The following is a 23,699-nucleotide window of genomic DNA, read 5'->3' on the forward strand; positions in this document are numbered from 1 at the left end:
AGGCACGGTCATCAGGACACGGGGCTGGGGGCCGCAGCGCTCGCGCGTGCTCCTCGTGCGACGAAGAGCGTCACCACGATCGCGCCGAGGGTCGCCAGCAGCAGCAGCACGATCCCGAAGGAGTAGCTGCCGCTGTCGGCATGAATCGCGCCCATGATCAGCGGTGGGATGAAGCCGCCCAGACCGCCGGCGGCGCCGACGAACCCGGTGACGGAGCCGACCACCGAGGGATCGCTGGTCTGGGCGACCAGGGCGAACACCGCGCCGGAGCCGAGCCCGAGGCCGCCTGCCATGACGATGTAGGCGACCGTGCCGATGGGCATCAGCGACGGCTGGAAGGCGAGCACCGCTGCGCAGAGCGCGACAGCCACGTAGGAGAGCTGCAGTGTGTTCGCTGCGCCCAGACGGTCCGAGAGGGTGCCGCCGAGGGGTCTCATCACGACAGCGACGATCACGAACCCGGCCATGCGGAAGGAGGCGTCCGCCGCGTCGAGTCCGTACCAGTTCTGCAGCATCGTGGGCAGGAAGACGGAGAAGGCCACGTAGCCGCCGAAGGACAGCGCGTAGAGGTAGCAGGCCTGCCAGGTCACCGTGAGCTTCATGACGGCCAGCGACTGGGCGACCATGTTCTTCCGGGAGGGCTGCCAGGTGGGGGCGTTGTGCATGAACAGCCAGGCCACCACGGCGTAGAGCACCAGGGCGATCGCGGTGAGCACGAAGGGGGCGGCGTCGCCGACCGAGTTGACCAGCGGCACGGTGGTGAAGGCGCTGATCGCGGTGCCGCCCATGCCCACGCCGTACAGACCGGTGGCCATGCCTCGCTTAGCGGGCGGGAACCAGGAGTTCACATAGGGCACGCCGATCGCGAACGTGGTGCCGGCGATGCCGAGGAAGAATCCGCCGAGCAGAAGGGTGGGGTAGGTGTGCTGGCCGATGAATCCGACGAAGAGGACGGGAATGACGGTGATGACCGATACGGCCGGGAACATCAGGTGCCCGCCGAGGCGGTCGGTCAGGCCTCCCATCACGATGCGGCCCAGCGACCCGACCAGGACGGGGATCGCGACGATCAGGGAGGCATCGGCGGCGAGGCCCTGCTCGACGTAGACGGGGCCCAGGGGGCTCAGCAGTGCCCAGGCCCAGAAGTTCACCCGAATCCGAGCGTGACCAGGGCAAGTGCACGCCAGGCTCCGGCTGGGACGGCGTTGGTGTCGGCGGCTCTGGGGACGGGGGACGCGGTCATGGTCGACTCTCCACGCTCGAGGGCAAGTGCGTGGATCGAGGACTGCCCGGTGACGCGTCGCGAGGGGTGATCTTCACCCTTCAAGGGTCCTCGACCCTGAGGCTCAGACTAGGGGACTTCGGTCCCGGAAATCATGGATTCGGGGAACCTCTTCGTTTCCAGTGCTTTATGGACGGTCGTGTCGGTGCATTCTCGAAGAATGCGAATTCAGCAATGCGGGCGTCACGTAATTGAGCGTGATGAGAGGTCACTCGGGGGTGTCGAGCTCGAGATCCACCATGAGCTCGGAGGCGATCGTCTCGAGCGCCTCGCGCACATCGGCTTCCTCGGCCTCGGCGGGGAGCCGCAGCTCGGCCTCCGCCTCGAACAGCATGCCGCCGCCTTCCGGAGCCTCCCGGGTCCAGCTGCGCAGACCGTCGATGGTCGCACCCTGCGAGCGCAGCGCGGAGGTCACCTCGCGGACCATCCCGGTGGTGCGGTCCTGCCCCAGCAGGTGGAGGCGCAGCGCGGTCCGCGGTCCTGAATCCGCCCCCTCCACCGCCCCTTCGGTCGCCTCGACCGCGAGACCGGCCTCTTCGGCGAGGGCGGGCAGCGCCCCCAGGAAAGCCGCGACGCTCTCGTCCGGCAGCTCGACCTGGACGATGCCGGCGAACTTGCCGGCGAGCAGCGCCAGCTGGCTGTCGACCCAGTTCCCTCCGTGCTCGTCGACGGCGGCGGCGAGGGCGGCGACGAGGCCGGGGCGGTCGTCTCCGATGGCGGTCAGCACATAGGTGGTTGTCGTCACATGGGGCGTCATGCGTTCAGGGTAGCCCCCGCGCCGCGACCGGGACCATGGGTCCCGGGATCAGACCCCGGCCTTGTACAGACCGTAGGTGTACGCGTCGTAGACGGCCTCCCAGGAGGCCTCGATGACGTTCGGGCCCACGCCCACGGTCTGGAACTCCAGTCCGCGCCCAGAGGTGCGCACGAGCACCGGGTGGTGGCGTCGGTGCCGTGGTGGGCGTCGAGGATGCGCACCTTGAAGTCGCGCAGCTCGAAATCGTCGACCTCGGGGTGGCGTTCACGCAGCGCCTCGCGCAGTGCGAGGTCCAGGGCGTTGACCGGGCCGTTGCCCTCGGCGATCGCGACCTTGCGCTCGTGCGGCCCATCGCCGTCGGCGAGCAGCTTCACGGTCGCCTCGCTCTCGAGGCTGCCGTCGCGGCCGAGCTGCGAGGTGGCGCGCCAGGACTCGACGATCGAATAGCTGGGGGCCTGCCCGAGCTCATCCAGCAGCAGCAGCTCGAAGGAGGCATCGGCCGCCTCATAGGAGTAGCCGATCGCCTCGCGCTGCTTGACCGTCGCCGCGAGGCGCGAGAGCAGCTCGGGATGACCGGCCAGGTCGAATCCGAGCTCGCGCCCCTTGAGCTCGATCGATGCGCGGCCCGCCATGTCGGAGATGATCATCCGCATGTCATTGCCGACGGCTTTCGGATCGGTGTGCTGGTAGAGGTCCGGGTCCACCCGGATCGCGCTCGCGTGCAGGCCCGCTTTGTGGGCGAAGGCGCTCGCGCCGACGTACGGGGCTCGCGGGTTCACCGGCATGTTGACGATCTCGCCGATCGCGTGGGCGATGCGGGTGGTCTCCTCGAACGTCTCGACGGGGACCAGATCCATGCCCATCTTCAGCTGGAGGTCCGCCATCAGGGTGACGAGGTCCGCGTTGCCGGTGCGCTCTCCGTAGCCGTTGATGCAGCCCTGGACGTGGGTGATTCCGGCCCGCACCGCGGAGATCGCGTTCGCGACCGCGCAGCCGGTGTCGTTGTGGGTGTGGGCGCCGAGGCGGGCCTCCCCGCTCCCGCGGCCGTGAGCCGGGCGCGCAGCTGGTCGACGATCTCGGTCACCTGGTGCGGGAGCATCCCGCCATTGGTGTCGCACAGCACCAGCACGGAGGCGCCGGCCTCATAGGCGGCGAGCAGCACCGAGGTCGTGTACTCCGCATCGTGGATGAAGCCGTCGAAGAAGTGCTCCGCGTCGAGGAACACCTCCCGGCCGAGGCCCACCAGGTGCTCGACCGTGTCGCGCACCATCGCGAGGTTCTCCTCAGCGGTGGTGCGCAGGGCTCCGGTGACGTGACGCAGATCGGACTTGGCGACCAGCGTGATGGTGGGTGCGCCGGAGTCCACCAGCGCCGCGACCTGGGGGTCCTCCCCCACCGCGAGGCCGGCTTTGCGCGTGGCGCCGAATGCTGCGAGCCGTGCGCTGCGCAGCTCGAGCTCCTGGGCGGCGCGGGCGAAGAACTCGGTGTCGCGGGGGACGGCGCCGGGCCATCCTCCCTCGATGTAGGTCACCCCGAGCTCGTCGAGGTGGCGGGCGACGGCCAGCTTGTCTGCGACGGAGAGCGTGAGCCCCTCCTGCTGGGAGCCGTCGCGCAGGGTAGTGTCGTAGAGATGGAACGACGGGATGGGAGCGATCGCCTCGGTGGCTGCGGTGGTCATCGCGCGCTCACACCAGTCGGGTCAGCCAGCCGTGACGGTCCGGGATCCGGCCGTACTGGATGTCGGTGAGCTCCTTGCGCAGGGCGAGGGTGACCTGCCCGGAGCCGCCATCGCCCACGGTCCAGGAGCCGCCGTGGGCACGGAACTCGCCGATCGGGTTGATAACCGCGGCGGTGCCGCAGGCGAACATCTCGGTGATCTCCCCGCTGGTGACCTGCTCGAGCACCTCGCTCATGACCAGGCGCTGCTCGGAGACCTCGAGGCCGCGATCTTCGGCCAGCCGCAGGATCGAGTGGCGGGTGACGCCCTCGAGGATCGAGCCGGTCAGGGCCGGGGTGAGCAGCCGCCCGTCGCGGGTGATCGCGAAGACGTTCATCCCGGAGAGCTCGTCGATGCTGGTGTGGGTCTCGGAGTCCAGGAACAGCACCTCGTCGGCCCCGTGCTCGGCCGCCTCGTTCTTGCCCAGCAGCGAGGAGGCGTAGTTGCCTCCGCACTTCGCCGCGCGCCGGTGCCGCCGGCTCCGGCGCGCGCGTACTCGTCGGTGATCCACACGACCAGGGGCTGGACGCCCCGGGGAAGTACGGGCCGGCGGGCGAGGCGATCACGTAGTAGTCCACGGTGTGCGAGGCCCGCACGCCGAGGAACTCCTCGCTGGCGAACATGAACGGCCTCAGGTACAGCGACTCCTCGCTGGTGGCCTCCGGCACCCAGGGCTCATCCGCCGCGGTCACGGCCTTCAGCGAGGCGAGGAAGTCCTCGACCGGCAGCTCCGGGAGCGCGAGGCGGCGGGCGGAGCGCTGGAGGCGCTCACCGTTGGCCTCGGGCCGGAAGGTCCACACCGAGCCATCGGCGTGGCGGAAGGCCTTGAGCCCCTCGAAGATCTCCTGGCCGTAATGCAGCACGGCGGCGGCGGGCGAGAGCTGGAGCGGGCCGAAGGGCACCACCTCCGCCTCGCCCCATCCGCCGTCCACGGTCCAGCGGGCGCGGGCCATGAAGTCCGTGTAGTGCTGCCCGAAGCCCGGGTCGGCGAGGATCTGGGCGCGCTCGTCGTCGCCGACACGACGGGTGGTGCTGGTCTGGGTGAAGTCGAGCGCGCTCACGGGGTTCTCCTCGGTGAAGGTGTGAAGGTCAGTGTGTCAGGGGCCGGGGCTCAGCGCCCGGAGATCGCCGCGACCAGGTCGTCGCCGATCTGCGAGGTCCCCCGGGCGGCGAGCTCCTCGGAGCCGGCGCGGGCGGCGAGGTCGTTCTCGACTGCGGCGCGCACCGCGGCGGCCGGTTCGAGGTGGCCCATATGGTCCAGCAGCAGCGCGACCGAGAGCACGGTGGCGGTGGGGTCGGCGAGGTCCTTGCCCGCGATGTCGGGGGCCGAGCCGTGGACCGGCTCGAACATCGAGGGGAAGGCGCCGGTGGGGTTGATGTTGCCGCTCGCGGCCAGGCCGATGCCGCCGCCGACAGCTGCGGCGAGGTCGGTGACGATGTCGCCGAAGAGGTTGTCGGTGACGATGACGTCGAAGCGGGAGGGATCGGTGACCAGGTAGATCATCGCCGCGTCCACGTGGGCGTAGTCCACCGTGACATCGGGGTGCTCGGCACCGACCTGCTCGACGATCCGGCGGTAGAGGTGCCCGGCATGGACCAGCACGTTGTGCTTGTGGACCAGGGTGAGCTTCTTGCGACGGCGCTCGGCCTGCTCGAAGGCGTAGCGCACCACGCGCTCCACACCGACTGCGGTGTTGAGGGAGACCTCGGTCGCGACCTCGAGCTCGGTGCCGGTGCGCAGCGAGCCGCCGTTGCCCACATAGGGGCCCTCGGTGCCCTCGCGGACCACCACGAAGTCCATCTCCCCGGATCGGACAGGGGCGAGGTCACGCCGGGGAAGAGCTTGGTGGGGCGCAGGTTGACGTAGTGGTCGAAGGCGAAGCGCAGCTTGAGCAGGAGACCGCGCTCGAGCACGCCCGAGGGGACTCCCGGATCGCCGACGGCGCCCAGCAGGATCGCGTCGTGCTCGGCCAGGCGTGCCATGTCCTCGTCGGTGAGCGTCTCCCCGTGCGGTGCCAGCGGCCCGCACCGAGGTCGAAATCGGTGGTCTCGACGCTCACGCCGACGGGCTCGAGGGCGGCGCGCAGGGCGCGCAGGCCCTGCGGGACGACCTCCTGGCCGATGCCGTCGCCCTCGATGACGGCGAGCTTCAGGACGGACGAGGGGGCAGGGGCGCTGGGGGTGCTCATGGCAGGACTCCGGTTCTTCGAGAAGCGATCAGTAGACGAGGTCGACGGCGTGGATCGAGCGGGCGTCGATGGCCGCGCCCAGCTCCTCGGCGAACTCGCGGTCCACGGACTCGTCGAGGTCCAGGACCACGAGGGCCTCGGCGCCGCGGCTGCGGCCCGCGCGGGAGACCTGCATGCCGGCGATGTTCACGCCGGCCTCGCCGAGCCGGAGCCCGTACTGACCGATCAGGCCCGGGCCGTCCTCGTAGCGGATGATCAGCAGGTGGTCGCTCAGCGGGACGTCCAGGGCGTGGCCGAAGACCTCCGTGAGCTTGTGCTCCTGGTCCACGCCGCTGAGCGTTCCGGAGACGGTGACGACCGTGCTGTCGCGCAGGGTGCCGCGCAGGGTGATGACGTTGCGGAACCGCTCGGTGCTCTCATCAGTCACCAGCTGCACCGTGATCCCGCGCTCCTCGGCCAGGACCGGGGCGTTGACGTAGCTGACCTGCTCGGTGACCACGGAGCGGAACACGCCGCGCAGGGCGGAGAGCTTCAGCGCGGTGACATCCCGGGAGGCGATCTCGCCGTGGACCTCGATGTCGAGCAGCTCGGGCGACTCCCCGCCAGGGTGGTGAACAGCTGGCCGAGACGGTCGGCGAGAGCGACTCCGGGGCGCACCACGTCATCGATCGCACCGCCGGCGACGTTGACCGCATCGGGCACCAGCTCGCCGGCCAGCGCCAGGCGCACGGACTTCGCGACCGCGACGCCGGCCTTCTCCTGGGCCTCCGCGGTCGAGGCGCCGAGGTGCGGGGTGAGGGTGATGTTCTCGAGCTCGAGCAGCCGCTTCGCGGTCTCGGATGCGGCCGGCGGCTCGGAGCTGTAGACGTCGAGCGCGGCGCCGGCGATGCGGCCGGAGGAGAGCGCCTCGTACAGGGCCTCCTCATCGATCAGGCCGCCGCGAGCGGCGTTGACCACGTGCAGGGAGGGCTTGGCGAGGGCGAACTGCTCGGCGCCGATCAGGCCGGTGGTCTCCGGGGTCTTCGGCATGTGCACGGTGACGACGTCCGCCTCGCGCATCAGTTCGTCGAGCTCGACGACGCGGGCTCCGAGCTCGGCGGCACGGGTGTGGTTGACGTAGGGGTCGTAGGCGAGCAGCTCCACGCCGAGGGCGCCAGGCGCTCGGCGACCAGCTGGCCGATCCGGCCGAAGCCGACCACGCCCACGGTCTTGCCCAGCAGCTCGACGCCGCTGAGCTGCTTGCGCTCCCACTTCCCGGCCTTCACGGAGGCGTCAGCACGGCCCAGATTGCGCATCGAGGCCAGGATCAGCGCGACCGCGAGCTCCGCGGCGGAGGTGATGTTCGAGGTCGGGGCATTGATGACCATGACGCCCGCGCTGGTGGCGGCGGGCACGTCCACGTTGTCCAGGCCCACGCCCGCGCGCGCGACGACCTTCAGCTGCTTGGCGGCGGCATAGACCTCGGCGTCGACCTGGGTCGCGGAGCGGACCAGGAGCGCGTCGGCGTCGGCGACGGCCTCGAGCAGGGCACCGCGATCGGTGCCGTCGACGTGGCGGACATCGGCATCATCGCCGAAGACCTCGATGGTGGCGGGCGAGAGTTCTTCGGCGAGCAGCACGACGGGACGGGTCACTGGGGGTACCTTCCGGGACGATTCGGCGGCGGCGGGGAGAGCCGTCGTCAGGGCCGAGCACAGACTACTGCCCTGTCCGCCATTCGGTCATCTCGGTCAGGATGCGAGACCCAGTCCCGCCAGCAGCCGATGGGCCAGGAGAGGGGCCTCCTCCTCGCTGACATCGTGCAGCTGCACCATGAACTGTTCCTTCTCCCGGTGGAGGGTGACGCCCACGGAGTATGTCGAGTCGAGCCCCATCCCGATGGCGAACACGGCGAGGTCCGCCCCGGGCACCTCGGCGCGCGCGACGTAGCGGGTCGCGGAGAGGGGGTACGGGGAGGGCGTGCCCAGCCCGGTGCGGATGACCGAACCCCGCTGATCCCCGCCCTGGAACATCAGCCCCACCTCGGTCACGTCCGGATCGCCCATCCCGGGCGGCAGCGCGAGCTTCAGACCCCGCACAGTGTGCTCGGTCCAGTCGCCGGGGACCTCCGTGCCCTCGACCAGCGGAAGGGAGGAGGGATCCTCGATGTGCACGCTGGGCGCGGAGTTGACGCGGTAAACCATGAGCACGGTGCCGTTGCCCTCGTCCAGTGCGAGCCCGTAGGTCACATCCCGCACCAGCGGCAGCTCCTCGCCGTCCCGCCGGACCGGGAGCGCGCCGCGCACGGAGGCCAGGAACAGAGGCCCGCTGAGCCCGTCGATCTCGAGGTGCTCCACCTCGGTGGCGGCATCGAGGATGCTCATGCGCGGCCCGTCGGCCGGGTATTCGAGCGGCTCGAAGCCGTACCCCTCGGGGAGGCCGTCCTCATGATCGTGTGTACCGGAGACCGGCATCTCGGCGAACAGTCCGTCGAAGACCGCCACGTCGACGCCCTCGAGGCCGAACGCCTCGACCAGCGCGGGAGCGATCTCGCCGGAGCGGGAGTTGTCCTCCTCCAGCAGCAGGGGCGTGTCGAGGATCTGCACGATCGTCTGCACCAGGACGGTCGTGGCGGCCGTGCTCACCTCCTCGCGACCGCCGAAGGCCTCCTCGGCGCGCTCGTCGATGCGCTGCGGCTCCATGGTGAAGACGGGGGAATCGTCGGCGAAGCCCGGGGACCACCAGGTGCCATAGCGGTCTTCGCGCTCCAACTGACCCTTGGCGGTGCCGAACTCCTCATCGGCCGCGGCGAGGTCGAGCTCGACGAGATCGAGGTCCTCCTCGCTCGCCCAGCCGTCGAAGGTGCTGCCCGGCTCCTCGGTGGGCTCCTCGGAGGGTTCTGCGTCGTCCTCGCTCGCATCGCTCTCGTCCTGCGGCGCCGCGGTGCCTGTGGGCTCCTCCTCCCCGCCGAGGCCGGGCAGGAGCGAGCACGCCCCTGCCGTGGTCATCACCCCGAGGGCCCCGAGCCCTGCCAGTGCCGTCCGTCGTGTCGTCCTGCGCTGCGCCATGTGCGCCCCTCCCCTGCCGGCCCGCGCGAGCCGGCGCTGCACTGCTGTCGGTCATCGCACATCATGCACGAACGACGACGGCGGGCGCACCTCGAGGGTGCACCCGCCGTCGCGGTGGAAAGGGTCGATCAGCGCGCGGCGCTGCCCTCGACGTAGTCCTCGTCGATCGCCTGGGCGCTCCAGGAGAACATCTTGCGCAGGTCCTTGCCGACGACCTCGATCTGGTGCTTCGCCTCGGTCTCGCGCAGCTCCTTGAACTCGGGGGCGCCCGCGTCCTGATCGTCGATGAAGCGCTTGGCGAAGGCGCCGCTCTGGATGTCCGCGAGGACCTCCTTCATGGCCTTCTTCGTGTCCGCGTTCACGACGCGCGGGCCGGAGACGTAGTCGCCGTACTCGGCGGTGTCGGAGATCGACCAGCGCTGCTTGGCGATGCCGCCCTCGAACATGAGGTCGACGATCAGCTTGAGCTCGTGGAGCACCTCGAAGTAGGCGATCTCAGGCTGGTAGCCCGCCTCGGCGAGGGTCTCGAAGCCTGCCTGGACCAGGTGGCTCATGCCGCCGCAGAGCACGGCCTGCTCACCGAACAGGTCGGTCTCGGTCTCCTCGGTGAAGGTGGTCTTGATGACGCCGGCGCGGGTGCCGCCGATGCCCTTGGCGTAGGACAGCGCGAGCTCCCAGGCGGAGCCGGTGGCGTCCTGCTCGACGGCGACGATGTCCGGGATGCCGCGGCCGGCGACGTACTCGCGACGCACGGTGTGGCCCGGGGCCTTCGGAGCGATCAGCAGCACGTCGACGCCCGCGGGGACCTCGATGTAGCCGAAGCGGATGTTGAAGCCGTGGGCGAAGGCGAGCGCCTTGCCCTCGCTCAGGTGAGGCTGGATCGAGTCGGCGTAGACCTTCCGCTGATCCTGGTCGGGGGTGAGGATCATGATCAGATCAGCCCACTCGGAGACCTCGGCGACGGTGCCGACGCCCAGGCCCTGCTCCTCGGCCTTGGCGCGGGACTTCGAGCCCTCGCGCAGGCCCACGCGGACCTCGACGCCGCTGTCGCGCAGGTTCAGCGCGTGGGCATGGCCCTGGGAGCCGAAGCCGACGACGGCGACCTTCTTGCCCTGGATGATGGACAGGTCGGCGTTGTCGTCATAGAAGATCTCAGCCACGATGTGCTCCTTCGTGTTCGGGGTGCGGGCGACAGGTCGATCCTATCGCCGGTTGTCTTGAATGATGGGCGGTCGTCTCAACTGTGGAGACGCCGCGGGGTGGGGTCAGCTCAGGAGGCTGCGGTCGGTGATCGCGCGTCCACCGCGGCCGATGGCGACCTCACCGGACTTGACGATCTCGCGGACGCCGAAGGACTCCAGCATCCCCAGCAGCGCGCTGAGCTTGTCCTGGGTGCCGGTGGCCTCGACGGTCACCGAGTCGGCGGCCGCATCGACCACCTTCGCCCGGAACATCTGGACGATCTCCAGCACCGAGGTGCGGGTGGAGTTGTCCGCGGTCACCTTGATCAGGATGAGCTCGCGCTGCACGGTGGAGCGGGCGTCGAGCTGGACGATCTTGAGCACGTTCACCAGTTTGTTCAGCTGCTTGGTGATCTGCTCGAGGCGTCGCTGGTCGACGTCGACCACCACGGTGATGCGGGAGATCTCCGGATGCTCGGTCGGTCCGACCGCGAGCGAGGAGATGTTGTACCCGCGGCGCGAGAACAGCGCGGTGACGCGGGTGAGCACGCCGGGCTTGTTCTCCACCAGGACCGAGAGGGTCTGACTCTCGGGTGTCAAGACGAAGTCGGAGGTGTTCATGCTGTTCGGGGCGTTCATGATCAGATGTCCCTCTCCCACTCGGGGCTCATGCCCTGCGCGATCTGGATCTCGTCGTTGGAGACGCCGGCGGGCACCATCGGCCACACCATCGCGTCGGCGCTGACGGTGAAGTCGACGACCACCGGGCGGTCGTTGATCTCCATCGCCTGCTGGATGGTCGCGTCGATGTCCTCGTCGCGCTCGCAGCGCAGTCCGGCGCAGCCGTAGGCGTCGGCGAGCTTGACGAAGTCGGGGATCCGGCGCGAACCGTGCCCGGTGTTCAGGTCGGTGTTGGAGTAGCGCTGGTCATAGAACAGGTTCTGCCACTGGCGCACCATGCCGAGGCTGGAGTTGTTGATGATCGCGACCTTGATCGGGATGTTGTTGATGACGCAGGTCGCGAGCTCCTGGTTGGTCATCTGGAAGCATCCGTCGCCGTCGATCGCCCACACGACCTTGTCCGGCTGGCCGACCTTCGCGCCCATCGCCGCGGGCACCGAGTAGCCCATCGTGCCGAGCCCTCCGGAGTTCAGCCAGGTGTACGGGTTCTCGTACCTGATGAACTGGGCGGACCACATCTGGTGCTGGCCCACGCCCGCCACGTAGATCGACTCGGGCCCGGAGATCTCTCCGATGCGGGAGATGACCTTCTGCGGTGCGGTGAAACCGTCCTCGGTCTCGGTCCAGCCCAGCGGGTAGTTGTCCCGGAGCATGTCCAGGGTGTTCCACCAGGTGCCGTAGTCACGGGTGTCCGCGGCGGCGATGCGCTCCCGCAGCTCCGCGGCCAGCGCCCGGGCGATCTCGCCCGCCTGGCCGACGATCGGGACATCGGCCTCGCGGTTCTTCGAGATCTCCGCCGGGTCGATGTCGGCGTGGACGATCTTCGCGCCGGGGGCGAAGGACTCGAGGACACCGGTGACGCGGTCATCGAACCGGGCGCCGATGTTGACGATCAGATCAGAGCGCTGCAGTGCGGAGACTGCGGCGACCGTGCCGTGCATCCCGGGCATCCCCAGGTGGCTGGGGTGGGAGTCGGGCAGGGCGCCGCGAGCCATCAGGGTGGTGACGAATGGTGCACCGGAGACGTCGACCAGCTCTGCGACCTCCTCGCTCGCGCGGCCGCGCATCACGCCGCCGCCGAGCAGGAACACCGGCCGCTTGGCCTCCATCAGGAGCGAGGCGGCCTCACGGATCTGCTTGCTGTGCGGGCGCGGATCCGGGCGGTAGCCGGGGAGGTCCAGGGATTCGGGCCAGACGAAGTTCGTCGTCGCCTGCTGGGCATCCTTGGTGACGTCCACCAGCACGGCGCCGGGCCGGCCGGTCGAGGCGATGTGGAAGGCCTGCTTGATCACCTTCGGGATGTCGTCCGCCTTGGAGACCAGGAAGTTGTGCTTGGTGACCGGCATCGTCATGCCGACGATGTCCGCCTCCTGGAAGGCATCGGTGCCGATGAACGCGGAGCCGACCTGGCCGGTGATGGCGACCATCGGGATGGAGTCCATCTGAGCATCCGCGATCGCGGTGATCAGATTGGTGGCCCCGGGGCCGGAGGTCGCCAGGCACACGCCGACCTTGCCCGTGGCGTGGGCGTAGCCGCTGGCGGCGTGGCCGGCGCCCTGCTCATGGCGGACCAGGATGTGGCGGAGACCCTCGGCGTCCATCAGCGGGTCGTAGGTGGGCAGGATCGCGCCGCCGGGAAGGCCGAAGACGACCTCTGCCCCGGCGTGCTTGAGGGACTCGACCAGCGCCTGCGCGCCAGTCATCTGCTGTCCGGTCATCGGAACTCCTTCGTCGTCTCGGACGGTGGGCGTGGCGGTGAACTGCTGCGTCGACCTCCGGTCCCTCCTCCGTGCTGTGTCCGACGCACGAAAAAGCCCCTCCGCCTGGGGCTCGGGAGGGGCGCGGATGACAGCTCGTAGTGACGAGGGCGTCAGCCGCGCTCGGTAACTACGAGAAGGATCGTCTGCATGCCGACAGACTAGGCCTTTTCACATCCCGCGTGCCACCCGTCCGGATCGCGAGACCGGGCGGGCAGCAGGGTCGTGCCGCGCCACCTGCGGCCCCCTGCCGGACAGACAAAGGTCCTGCGAAGAGCGCGATTTCGCCGCCTACCATATGAGCGATTCCCCCGACCCCCGAGAGGTTCGAGAACAGCAGCCATGAGCACCCCAGGACACTCCCCACTCATCGCCCCCGCAGAGCACGCGCCGCTGGCCGATCAGCGCATCGTCGTGATCGGCGGCGGCATGACCGGCCATCGCTTCGCCGCGCGCCTCCGTGCCCAGGACCCCGAAGGTCGGTGGACGCTCACTGTCATCGGTGAGGAGCCGGAGCAGCCCTACGACCGGGTGCACCTGTCGAACTGGTTCGCCTCCCGCAACGCCGACCTGCTCTCCCTGGACGTCTCCGTCTGGGAGGACCCGCGGATCAGCCTGCTCACCGGGGACAAGGCGGAGACGATCGACCGGGTCGCCGCTCACGTGACCACCACGTCCGGCACCACCGTGCCCTACGACCGGCTGATCCTCGCCACCGGCTCCTGGGCCTGGGCACCGCGTGCCGAGGGACGCGAGCTGCCGGGGATCTTCTCCTATCGCACCGTGGGCGACGTCAAGCAGATCGCCGAATGGGTCGCGCTCCGCGAGAAGACGCTGGGACGCCAGGTCCGCGGCGTCGTGGTCGGCGGCGGCGTGCTGGGCCTCGAGGCCGGCGCCGCGCTGCAGGATCTCGGCGCCGCCTCGACCGTGGTCGAGTTCGCCGACCGGGTGATGGCGGTCCAGCTCGACCAGGGCGGCGGCGAGATGCTCCGCCTCCTGATCCAGGACAAGGGCATCGACGTGCGCACCGGGGTGGGTGCCTCCCGCTTCCAGCCCGCCGGTGACGGGCAGGTCGGCACCGCCGTGCTCTCCGACGACTCCACGCTGGATGCCGACATCGTCATCTTCTCCACCGGTATCCGCCCCCGGGACCGGCTCGCCCGCGAGGCCGGGCTCGCGATCGGCGAGCGCGGTGGCGTGGTCGTCGGCGACTCCTGCCAAACCTCCGACCCCGCGATCTGGGCGATCGGCGAATGCGCCTCCTTCCAGGAGTCCTGCGCCGGGCTCATCGCCCCGGGCAACGACATGGCCGACGTGGTCGTGGACCGCTTCCTGGGTGGCACCCGGACCCACCAGCGCACGGACGACGGCACCAAGCTCAAGGGAGTGGGAGTGGACGCCGCCGCCTTCGGCGACGTCAACGCCGTCACCCCGGGGCCCTCGAGGTCGCCTTCGTCGACCCGGTGAACCGCAAGTACCGCAAGCTGGTGATGTCCGACGATGCGAAGGTGCTGCTGGGCGGCGTGTTCGTGGGAGACATCGAGCTGTTCTCCCAGCTGCGCCCGCTGATCGGCCGCCCCCTGGGCGCTGACCCGTCGGCCGTGATCGCCCCCCGAGGGTGGGGACGCGATGGCCAATGCCGAGCTGCCCGACGATGCGGTGGTCTGCTCCTGCAACAACGTCTTCGCCGGCACCATCCGCGCCTCGGTCACCGAGCACGGCTGCACCACGCTCGGCGAGGTCAAGGAGTGCACGAGCGCGGGCACGGTGTGCGGCTCCTGCGTGCCCACCCTGACGACGCTGCTGAACAAGGAGCTCGAACGCTCCGGCATCACCGTCTCGACCGCCATGTGCGAGCACTTCGCCCACTCCCGCGCCGAGCTGTACCAGCTGGTCAAGGAGGGAGGTCAGCAGACCTTCACCGAGATCGTCACCGCCTTCGGGCGGGGCCGCGGCTGCGCGGTGTGCAAGCCGGTGGTCGCCTCGCTGCTGTCGAGCCTGGGCACCACCTCCGGGCGCCTGCACTCGCCGGTCGGCGAACAGCTGGGCTCGCTCCAGGACACCAACGACCACGTGATGGCGAACATCCAGAAGAACGGTACCTATTCGGTGATCCCCAGGATGCCCGCCGGAGAGGTCACGCCCGAGCAGCTGCTGGTCCTCGCGCAGGTCGCCATCGACTACGGCCTGTACCTCAAGCTCAACGGCGCCCAGCGGATCGGTATGTTCGGGGCGCGGCTGGATCAGCTGCCCGAGATCTGGCGGCGGCTGGTCGACGCCGGCTTCGAATCCGGCCACGCCTACGGCAAGTCGCTGCGGATGGTGAAGTCCTGCGTGGGCTCCACCTGGTGCCGCTACGGCGTGCAGGACTCCACCTCGATGGCCGTCGCGCTCGAGCGGCGATACCGCGGACTGCGCTCCCCGCACAAGCTCAAGGTCGGGGTCTCCGGCTGCGCCCGCGAGTGCGCCGAGGCCCGCGCGAAGGACGTCGGCGTGATCGCGACGACCAAGGGCTGGAACCTGTACGTCGGCGGCAACGGCGGCGCACAACCCGCTCATGCCCAGCTGCTCATCGAGGACCTCGACGATGAGAACCTCGTCAAGTGCATCGACCGCTTCCTCATGCTCTACATCCAGGAGGCGGACAAGGTCCAGCGGACCGCGCGCTGGGTCGAGGACCGCGCGGGCGGGATCGAGGAGCTGCGCCGGGTGATCGTGGAAGACTCCCTGGGCATCGGCGAGGAGCTCGAGGCGCAGATGGCCAACCACGTCGCGACCTACGAGGACGAGTGGACCGCTACCCTCGACGACCCGCAGCGCCTGGCGAAGTTCGTCTCGTTCATCAATGCGCCCGGGGTGGCCGATCCGGATCTCGCCTGGGTGCCCGAGCGCGGTCAGATGCGACCGGCGCACGAGATGGACCAGCACACCGCCCCCGATCCGGTGCGGGCACGGGCGCTGGCCTCACTCAGCCTGGGGGCGACCAGCCCACTGGGCGATTCCGTCGACGGCGAGGAGATCCGCTGATGACCACCCAGGAACCGACCATGATCGATATCTGCGCGCTCAGCGACCTCTCCGTCGAGCGCGGCGCCGCAGCGCTGATCGGAGGTGATCAGGTGGCGGTGTTCCGCCTGGTCGACGATTCCGTGCGCGCCTGCCAGCAGCGCGACCCGTACTCCGGGACCAACGTGCTCTCGCGCGGGCTGGTCGGCTCGCATGAGGCCAGCGCCGACGATGGAGAGCCCGTGGAGCTTGTGCCCACGATCGCCTCGCCCATGTACAAGCAGGTCTGGAACCTCGACACCGGTGAGGTGCTCGACGCCGGCGGCGGCGAGAAGTTCCCGATCGCAGTGCATGAGGCGGAGGTGCGGGACGGCAGGGTGCTGGTCTCCGTCGCGCCGCGCCCGCTCGCAGCCGGTGCCACCGGGATCGCCCCGTGACCGCCGCTCTCCCCGCGTTCGACGGGGTGCTGGGCGACGCGGTGCTCTCCCCGGCTCCGTGGCTCTGGTGGGCGGCGGGCCCGGCGCCCTCGACCTAATCACCGTGCGCGGGCTGCACCTGCTGCAGCAGGCGGACGTCGTGGTCATGGACCGGCTGGGGCCGCGCGGCCTCACCGAGCTGCTGGGGCCGGAGGTGGCGCTGATCGACGTGGGCAAGGAGCCGGGCCATCCCTCCCGTACCCAGGAGCAGATCGGGGCGCTGCTGGTCGAGCACGCACGTGCCGGCCGCCGCGTTGTGCGACTCAAGGGCGGGGACCCGTTCCTGCTGGGACGTGGCGGCGAAGAGGTCCTGGCCTGCCGCGCCGCCGGTATCGAGGTGCAGGTGGTGCCCGGCGTGACCTCCGCCATCGCCGGCCCCACGGCCGGGGATGTCCCGGTCACCCATCGCGGTGCCGCGGTCGCTCTGCACGTGGTCAACGCCCACGGGGATCTCGGTCCCGCGGATCTCGCGGCGCTCCGGGATCCCGGCACCACCACCGTGCTGATGATGGGCGTGGGGTGGCTGCCCCGGCTGGTCTCCCAAGCATTGCTGAACGGCGTCGCCCCGAGACCCCGGTCGCGGTGATCCAGAGCGCGACCCTGCCCGAGCAGCGGAGCGTGCGCGGCACCCTGGCCACGATCGAAGGGACGGTGAGGGAAGCTGGCATCGGCTACCCGGCGGTGATCACGGTGGGTCGCACCTCTGCCGAGGGGTTCCTGGAGGCTCCCTCCCGCGACTCCCCCGATTCACGCGACTCCCCTGCCTCCCCGGATCCCCCGGCTCTCCCGCCGCTCAGGTACGCGGGGCAGGGAGGAGGCGCTGCCCGCGACCGAACAGACGGACCGCACCGCGGTGCCTGTGCTCATCGGTTGCGCGCACGGCACCCGGCTGCGCGAGGGCCGTGACGTGATCCGGGCGATCCTGCGCCGGATCGCCGAGCAGCTCCCCTCCGTCGCTGTGCGGGAGGCGTACGTGGATGTGCAGAGCCCGGAGGTCACCGAGGTCGTGAGCCAGCTGGCCCCGGCGTGCGCCACGGTGCGCACTCGTGAGGAGGACACCCCGCCGGCTGCGGTGGTGGTGCCGCTGCTGCTGTCCACCGGTTTCCACGTGGGCGAGGACATCGCCGGTGCTGTCGCCGGTCATGAAGCGCTGGCCGCAGCGCCTCTCGGCCCTGATCCCCGGCTCGCCGCGGTGATGGCGCAGCGACTTCAGGAGGCAAGAGCACGGCCCGACGACGCAGTGGTGATGGCGGTCGCCGGCACCAGCGACCGGGCGGGTCAGGAGATGGCCGCGCAGATGGGTGCGCTGCTCTCCGCACAGCTCCAGCGCGAGGTGACCGTCGGCTTCATCGCCGCGGCGCAGCCCACGGTCGCCGATGCCGTGGCTCAGGCTCGGAAGCGCACCGGAACCCGAGTGGCGGTCGCCACCTATCTGCTGGCGCCCGGCTACTTCCATGCCCAGCTGCGGCAGGTCGGCGCGGATCTGGTGGCGGCGCCGCTGGGTGACCACCCGCTGATCGCCGAGATCGCGGCGGATCGCTACCGCTCCGTGCTGGGCGCCTGAGGGACGGGACTGCGGGCAGGAGCTGGGGCCCTGCAGTGCTGCAGCACCGCAGCCCACGAGTATCCCCTCTGAGCTGTCGCCACGGCGCATGCTATGCGACAGCTCAGAGGGGATGGAGTCTGGCTCGGCTCAGTCCAAGGGCCGCCGGGTCGCGCCGTAGGTCGCCGAGCGCACCAGGTGCGCGTAGACCTTGAGGGCCTGGGAGACCTTGCGCTCGCGATGCACCGGGCGCCAGGGCAGCGGGCCCTTCGCCTCGCGGCGGCGCGCCAGTTCGTCCTCGGGGACATCGAGCTCGAGCAGGCGCTTGTCGACGTCGATGATGATCTTGTCGCCGTCCTCGATGAGGCCGATCAGCCCGCCCTCGGCCGCCTCCGGCGAGATGTGCCCGATGGAGACACCGCTGGTGCCGCCCGAGAAGCGGCCGTCGGTGATCAGGGCGCAGGTCTTGCCGAGGCCGCGACCCTTGAGGAAGGAGGTCGGGTAGAGCATCTCCTGCATGCCGGGCCCGCCCTGCGGCCCCTCGTAGCGGATCACCACGACGTCGCCGTCCTTGACCGTCTTCTCGAGGATCTTCTGGACCGCCTCCTCCTGAGAGTCGCAGACCACCGCATTGCCCTCGAAGTGGAAGAGGTCCTCGGTGATGCCTGCGGTCTTGAACACCGCGCCGTCGCGCGCGAGGTTGCCCTTGAGCACAGCGAGGCCGCCGTCCTTGGTGTGGGCATGTGGCACCGAGCGGACCACCCCGTTCTCGCCGTCGGTGTCCAGCTCGTCCCAGGTGTTCGTGGTCGAGAAGGCCTGGGTGGTGCGCACCCGCCCGGAGCGGCGTGGAACAGCGCCTCTGCCTTCTTCGAGGCCGTTCCGCCGCGGATGTCCCATTCGGCGAGCCAGCTGGCCAGGTCCGGGGAGTGGACGGTGTGGATGTTGTGGTCCAGCAGCCCGGCACGGTCCAGCTCGCCCAGGATCGCGGGGATCCCCCGGCACGGTGGACGTCCTCGACGTGGGCGGTGCCGTTGGGCGCGACCTTCGACAGCGTGGGCACCAGGCGCGAGATGCGATCGATGTCGTCGAGGCCGAAGTCGACGCCGCCCTCGATCGCGACGGCGAGGATGTGCAGGATGGTGTTGGTCGAGCCGCCCATCGCCACATCCATCGCCATGGCGTTGGAGAAGGCGGCCTTGGTGGCGATCGAGCGCGGCAGCACCGACTCGTCCTCGTCCTCGTAGTAGCGCTTGGAGAGCTCGACGATCTTCCGCCCGGCTTCGAGGAAGAGCTCCCTGCGGAACGCGTGCGTGGCCAGCGTCGTCCCGTTGCCCGGCAGCGACAGGCCGAGCACCTCGGTGAGGCAGTTCATGGAGTTCGCCGTGAACATGCCGGAGCAGGAGCCGCAGGTGGGGCAGGCGTTCTCCTCGACCTCGGCGAGCTGGGCGTCGGTGATCGAGTCGTCGGCGCTGAGCGACATCGCATCGACCAGGTCGATGCGGTGCTCGGTGACGCCTTCGATCGGCTTGCCGGACTCGGAGGGGCCGCCCGAGACGAAGATGACGGGGATGTTCAGGCGCATCGCCGCCATCATGTGACCGGGGGTGATCTTGTCGCAGTTGGAGATGCACACCAGGGCGTCCGCGGTGTGGGCGTTGACCATGTACTCGATGGAGTCGGCGATGATGTCGCGGCTGGGCAGCGAGTAGAGCATGCCGCCGTGGCCCATGGCGATGCCGTCGTCCACGGCGATGGTGTTGAACTCCTTGGAGACGCCGCCGGCCTCCTCGATCGCCCCGGCGACCAGGTCCCCCATGTTCTTGAGGTGGACGTGACCCGGCACGAACTGGGTGTACGAGTTCGCGATCGCGATGATCGGTTTGCCGAAGTCGCCGCTCTTCATGCCGGTGGCGCGCCACAGGGCGCGGGCGCCGGCCATATTGCGGCCGTGGGTAGAGGTGCGGGAACGGAGCTGAACCATGCAGGCATGCTACGCCGCCATGCGAGATGGCGGTGTCACCATCCGGACAGCGGACGGCCCGGCCCCTGATCGGGGGCCGGGCCGTCCGTGACTCACGGGATCTCAGCTCACGCCGAGCTTCTCCATGATGATCTCGCGCACGCGGCCGGCGTCGGCCTGACCGCGGGTGGCCTTCATGATCGGGCCGATCAAGGCGCCGATCGCCTGGACCTTGCCGCTCTGGATCTTGGCGACCACATCGGGGTTGTCGGCGATGGCCTGATCGACGGCGCCGGTGAGCACCGAGTCGTCGGAGACCACCGCAAGGCCCTCGGACTCGACGATCGCAGCAGGGTCGCCCTTCCCGTCCAGCACCTTGATGAGGACCTGCTTGGCGATCTTGTCGTTGATCTTCTTGCCGTCCACCAGGCCCTGCAGCTCGGCGACCTGGACTGGGGAGACTGCAAGAACTGTGAGATCGAGGTCGCGGTCCTTCGCGATGCGGGCCAGCTCGCCCATCCACCACTTGCGAGCGCTCTGGGCGCTCGCACCGGCGGCCACGGTCGCCTCGATGAGGTCGAGGGCGTCGGCGTTGATGACGTCCCGCATCTCGAGGTCGCTGAAGCCCCACTCGCCGAGCAGACGGCGCCGACGGGCGGCGGGCAGCTCCGGCAGGCTGGTGCGGATCTCCTCGACCCATTCGCGGCTCGGGGCCACCGGCACCAGGTCCGGCTCGGGGAAGTAGCGGTAATCCTCCGCATCGGACTTCGGGCGGCCCGAGGAGGTGCCGCCGGTGTCCTCGTGGAAGTGGCGGGTCTCCTGGATGACCTTCTGCCCGGCATCGAGCACGCCCGCCTGGCGAGAGATCTCGAAGCGCACGGTCCGCTCGATCGAGCGGAACGAGTTCACGTTCTTGGTCTCGGTGCGGGTGCCCAGCTCCGCCTCGGGGTTCGCGCGCAATGACACGTTGATGTCGGCGCGCACATTGCCGCGCTCCATCTTCGCCTCGGAGACGTCCAGGGCCCGGAAGATGTCGCGCAGGGTGCGCACGTAGGCGGCGGCGACCTCGGGGGCACGGCCCTTGGTGTTCGGGATCGGCTTGGTGACGATCTCGACCAGGGGCACGCCGGCGCGGTTGTAGTCGACCTGCGAGTGGGTCGCGCCGTGGATGCGCCCGGTGGAGCCGCCGACGTGGGTGTTCTTCCCGGCGTCCTCCTCCATGTGGGCGCGCTCGATCTCCACGCGGATGATCTCGCCGTCCTCGAGCTCGACGTCGACCCAGCCCTCATAGGCGATCGGCTCGTCGTACTGCGAGGTCTGGAAGTTCTTGGACAGGTCCGGGTAGAAGTACTGCTTGCGCGAGAACCGGCAGGTCTCGGCGATCGAACAGTTCAGCGCCAGCCCGATCTTGATCGCGTACTCGACGGCCTTGCGGTTAACGACCGGCAGCGCACCGGGCAGGCCCAGCGAGGTCGGGGTGATCGCCGAGTTGGGCTCGGCGGCGAAGATGTTGGGCGCGCCGTCGAACATCTTGGTGGCGGTGCCCAGCTCGACGTGGACCTCGATGCCGAGCACCGGGTCGAAGCGGGCGATGGCCTCGTCGTAGTCGACGAGGTCGATGTCTGCTGCAGTGCTCATCACTTCGCTCCGTTCGTGAGCTCGGGGGCCTTGGCCAGCAGGGGGCCGCCCCAGGAGTCCTCGAGCAGTGCCTCCAGGGCGCCGCCCACCCGGTACAGGCGCTCGTCGGCCCGGACCGGGGCGAGGAACTGGATGCCGGCGGGCAGGCCATCCTCCGCCAGACCGCTGGGGATCGTGATCGCCGGGGTGCCGGCGAGGTTGGCGGGGATGGTCGCGATGTCGTTCATGTACATCGCAGTGGGATCGTCGATCTTCTCGCCGAGACGGAAGGCGACGGTGGGTGCGGTGGGCGAGGCGAGCACGTCCACCTGCTCGAAGGCGGCGGCGAAGTCGCGCTGCACGAGCGTGCGCACCTTCTGGGCGGAGCCGTAGTACGCGTCGAAGTAACCGGCCGAGAGGGCGTAGGTGCCCAGCAGGATGCGGCGCTTGACCTCGTCGCCGAAGCCGGCGCCGCGGGTGGCCTTCATGACGTTCTCCGCAGTGGGACTGTCCTCGGGGACGACCCGCAGACCGAAGCGCATGCCGTCGAACTTCGCGAGGTTGCTCGATGCTTCCGAGGGCATGATCAGGTAGTACGCCCCCAGCGCGTAGCGGAAGTTCGGGCACTTCACGCGCACGATCTCCGCTCCGGCGCGCTCGAGCTGCTCGAGCGACTCGTTGAAGCGGGCGCTGACCTCGGGGCGAAGCCCTCGCCCTCGAGCTCCTCGATGACGCCCACGCGCAGACCCTTGACGTCCTTGCTGCGCGCGGCCTGCGCGAAAGCGCCGACCGGATCCGTGAGCGAGGTCGAGTCCAGCGGATCATGACCCGCCATGAGCTCATGCAGCAGTGCCGAGTCCTCCACGGTGCGGGTGACGGGGCCGGCCTGGTCCAGCGAGCTGGCCATGGCGATCAGCCCGTAGCGGGAGACGGAGCCGTAGGTGGGCTTCACACCGACCGTGCCGGTGACGGCGCCGGGCTGACGGATCGAACCGCCGGTGTCGGTGCCGATCGCGAGCGGGGCCTCGTAGGAGCCCACCGCCGCGGCACTGCCGCCGCCCGAGCCGCCGGGGATCCGGTCGCGGTCCCAGGGGTTGCGCGTGGGCCCGAAGGCACTGGTCTCGGTGGAGGAGCCCATGGCGAACTCGTCCATGTTGGTCTTGCCCAGCAGGGGCAGGCCCGCCTTACGCAGCGCGGCGACCAGAGTCGCGTCGTAGGGCGGGATCCAGCCCTCGAGCATCTTGGAACCGGCGGTGGTGGGCTGGCCCTCGGTGACCACGACGTCCTTGACGGCGATGGGCACGCCGGCGAGGCCGTGCAGCTCCTCGCCGGCGGCGCGGCGGGAGTCGACGTCCTTGGCGGCGGCGAGCGCCTGGTCGGTGTTGACGTGGAGGAAGGCGTTCAGATCGCCGTCGACGGCGGTGATGCGGTCCAGGTGGGCGCGGGTGAGCTCCTCGGAGGAGACCTCACCGGCGGCGAGTGCGCTGGCCTGAGCGGCCGCGCTGCGGCGGATGATGTCATTCATCGGTGGGTTCACGCTCCTTTCACTCTTCGCCCAGGATCTGCGGGACGGCGAAGCGGCCGTCCTGCGCCTCAGGAGCGCCGGCCAGCGCCTGCTCCTGGGTCAGGGTGTTCTCGACGACGTCCTCACGGAAGACATTCGTCATGGCAATGGGGTGGGACGTCGCGGGAACATCCTCGGTGGCGACCTCGGAGACGGAGGCGACAGCGTCCATGATGGAGTCGAACTCGCCGGCGAAGCGGGCGATCTCCTCATCGGTGAGCTGGATCCGTGCGAGGTCGGCGAGGCGTGCAACGTCATCTCGTCCGATCGAAGGCATAGGAGCATTCTAGGCCGGGTCGACGGGTCCGGCGCCCACCCGGTAGTGGTAGCCGCCGATCCGGCGGAAGCCGAGGTCGCGGTAGAGGCGACGAGCCGGGGTGCTGTCCGACTCGACCTCGAGCAGCGCGCGGCGCGCCCCTGCACGGCGGCGAGGGCGAGCAGGGCCCCGGACAGCGCACGCCCCAGGCCTCGGCGGCGGTGCTCCGGGTCCACCACGATCATGTTCAGCACCGCGACGGTCTCCTTCCCGGCGCTGACGAGCGCGGCGCGGCCGACGGCGGCGTCGGTGCCGGTACCGGGCGCAGGCAGGCGCACCTGGATCGCCGGGGTGCCGGCGAGGATGTCGTGCATCGTGTCGCGGGCGCCGTCCCCTTCGCGTGGGGCCAGGCGCCAGGCGGACTCGAACCAGTCCTCATCGAGGGCGCCGGTGGAGATCACGGCCGACGGATGGGGACGCGGCAGCGTGCCGGCCAGCTCCCGCTCCAGGATCTCGCTGCTCCCGGCGACCACATCGCCGCGGGCGGCGAGCGTGCCGTCCAGGGTCGCGGGCGAGACACCTTCGATGATCCGGTGCACCGGTTGCTCCCCCGCCATCGCGACCAGGGACTCCACCCGGCCCAGCGCGGCGAGGAGGTCATCCTCG

General features: G+C 69.9%; 13 protein-coding genes and 7 pseudogenes. 5 read left to right on the forward strand and 15 right to left on the reverse strand.

Features of this window, described 5'->3' with window-relative positions:
* Positions 1–11: 11 nt before the first annotated feature.
* The 10 genes and pseudogenes from H3H54_RS11025 to H3H54_RS11070 form a co-directional block, all read right to left on the reverse strand.
* A complete protein-coding gene (locus H3H54_RS11025; RefSeq protein ID WP_262423930.1) occupies positions 12–1,151 on the reverse strand; it encodes an MFS transporter in 1,140 nt (379 codons plus the stop codon).
* A 339-nt stretch (positions 1,152–1,490) separates the two neighbouring features.
* The gene (locus H3H54_RS11030) at positions 1,491–2,039 is read right to left on the reverse strand and encodes a glycine cleavage system protein R (protein WP_262423931.1); all 549 of its coding nucleotides are present in this window, start codon (positions 2,037–2,039) and stop codon (positions 1,491–1,493) included.
* 48 nt (positions 2,040–2,087) lie between these two features.
* A pseudogene (gene cimA / locus H3H54_RS11035) lies at positions 2,088–3,717 on the reverse strand (citramalate synthase).
* 7 nt (positions 3,718–3,724) lie between these two features.
* Positions 3,725–4,817: pseudogene (locus H3H54_RS11040) on the reverse strand (branched-chain amino acid aminotransferase).
* 50 nt (positions 4,818–4,867) lie between these two features.
* A pseudogene (locus H3H54_RS11045) lies at positions 4,868–5,945 on the reverse strand (3-isopropylmalate dehydrogenase).
* 28 nt (positions 5,946–5,973) lie between these two features.
* Positions 5,974–7,579, reverse strand: a pseudogene (serA, locus tag H3H54_RS11050) (phosphoglycerate dehydrogenase).
* Between the two features lie 96 nt (positions 7,580–7,675).
* Positions 7,676–8,992, reverse strand: coding sequence for a hypothetical protein (locus H3H54_RS11055; protein ID WP_262423932.1), 1,317 nt, complete (start codon positions 8,990–8,992; stop codon positions 7,676–7,678).
* Positions 8,993–9,120: 128 nt separating this feature from the next.
* Positions 9,121–10,152, reverse strand: coding sequence for a ketol-acid reductoisomerase (gene ilvC, locus H3H54_RS11060; protein WP_262423933.1), 1,032 nt, complete (start codon positions 10,150–10,152; stop codon positions 9,121–9,123).
* 105 nt (positions 10,153–10,257) lie between these two features.
* The gene (gene ilvN, locus H3H54_RS11065; protein ID WP_262423934.1) at positions 10,258–10,812 is read right to left on the reverse strand and encodes an acetolactate synthase small subunit; all 555 of its coding nucleotides are present in this window, start codon (positions 10,810–10,812) and stop codon (positions 10,258–10,260) included.
* A 2-nt stretch (positions 10,813–10,814) separates the two neighbouring features.
* Positions 10,815–12,572 carry an acetolactate synthase large subunit gene (locus H3H54_RS11070; protein WP_395962657.1) on the reverse strand — a complete coding sequence of 586 codons (1,758 nt, stop codon included), beginning with the start codon at positions 12,570–12,572 and terminating at the stop codon, positions 10,815–10,817.
* Between the two features lie 381 nt (positions 12,573–12,953).
* Between H3H54_RS11070 and H3H54_RS19625 the strand changes: the two genes are divergently transcribed.
* The 5 genes from H3H54_RS19625 (at position 12,954) to H3H54_RS11090 (ending at position 17,657) form a co-directional block, all read left to right on the forward strand.
* Positions 12,954–14,078, forward strand: a complete 1,125-nt coding sequence (locus H3H54_RS19625) for an NAD(P)/FAD-dependent oxidoreductase (protein WP_395962659.1) — start codon at positions 12,954–12,956, stop codon at positions 14,076–14,078.
* A 162-nt stretch (positions 14,079–14,240) separates the two neighbouring features.
* Positions 14,241–15,638 carry a (2Fe-2S)-binding protein gene (locus H3H54_RS19630; protein WP_395962661.1) on the forward strand — a complete coding sequence of 466 codons (1,398 nt, stop codon included), beginning with the start codon at positions 14,241–14,243 and terminating at the stop codon, positions 15,636–15,638.
* Positions 15,638–16,054 carry a nitrite reductase small subunit NirD gene (gene nirD / locus H3H54_RS11080; RefSeq protein WP_262423935.1) on the forward strand — a complete coding sequence of 139 codons (417 nt, stop codon included), beginning with the start codon at positions 15,638–15,640 and terminating at the stop codon, positions 16,052–16,054. The genes H3H54_RS19630 and nirD overlap by 1 nt, the downstream gene beginning before the upstream one ends.
* A 58-nt stretch (positions 16,055–16,112) precedes the next feature.
* Complete coding sequence (cobA, locus tag H3H54_RS11085; RefSeq protein ID WP_262423936.1) at positions 16,113–16,679, forward strand: uroporphyrinogen-III C-methyltransferase; 567 nt, start codon at positions 16,113–16,115, stop codon at positions 16,677–16,679.
* A gap of 267 nt (positions 16,680–16,946) precedes the next feature.
* The gene (locus tag H3H54_RS11090) at positions 16,947–17,657 is read left to right on the forward strand and encodes a sirohydrochlorin chelatase (protein ID WP_262423937.1); all 711 of its coding nucleotides are present in this window, start codon (positions 16,947–16,949) and stop codon (positions 17,655–17,657) included.
* Positions 17,658–17,786: 129 nt separating this feature from the next.
* Here the strand turns inward: H3H54_RS11090 and ilvD are convergent.
* The 5 genes and pseudogenes from ilvD to H3H54_RS18970 all read right to left on the reverse strand — a co-directional run.
* A pseudogene (gene ilvD / locus H3H54_RS11095) lies at positions 17,787–19,617 on the reverse strand (dihydroxy-acid dehydratase).
* A gap of 102 nt (positions 19,618–19,719) precedes the next feature.
* The gene (gatB, locus tag H3H54_RS11100; RefSeq protein WP_262423938.1) at positions 19,720–21,234 is read right to left on the reverse strand and encodes an Asp-tRNA(Asn)/Glu-tRNA(Gln) amidotransferase subunit GatB; all 1,515 of its coding nucleotides are present in this window, start codon (positions 21,232–21,234) and stop codon (positions 19,720–19,722) included.
* Positions 21,234–22,738: pseudogene (gene gatA, locus H3H54_RS18965) on the reverse strand (Asp-tRNA(Asn)/Glu-tRNA(Gln) amidotransferase subunit GatA). The gene gatB and the pseudogene gatA overlap by 1 nt, the downstream one beginning before the upstream one ends.
* Before the next feature lie 19 nt (positions 22,739–22,757).
* Positions 22,758–23,054, reverse strand: coding sequence for an Asp-tRNA(Asn)/Glu-tRNA(Gln) amidotransferase subunit GatC (gene gatC / locus H3H54_RS11115; RefSeq protein WP_262423940.1), 297 nt, complete (start codon positions 23,052–23,054; stop codon positions 22,758–22,760).
* A 152-nt stretch (positions 23,055–23,206) separates the two neighbouring features.
* Positions 23,207–23,650 (reverse strand): annotated as a pseudogene (locus H3H54_RS18970) (GNAT family N-acetyltransferase); the annotation flags it as partial.
* Positions 23,651–23,699: the final 49 nt, after the last annotated feature.

Origin of the sequence: Brachybacterium sp. Z12 (assembly GCF_014400405.1) — a bacterium.
In the GTDB taxonomy this organism is placed as follows: Bacteria; Actinomycetota; Actinomycetes; order Actinomycetales; family Dermabacteraceae; genus Brachybacterium.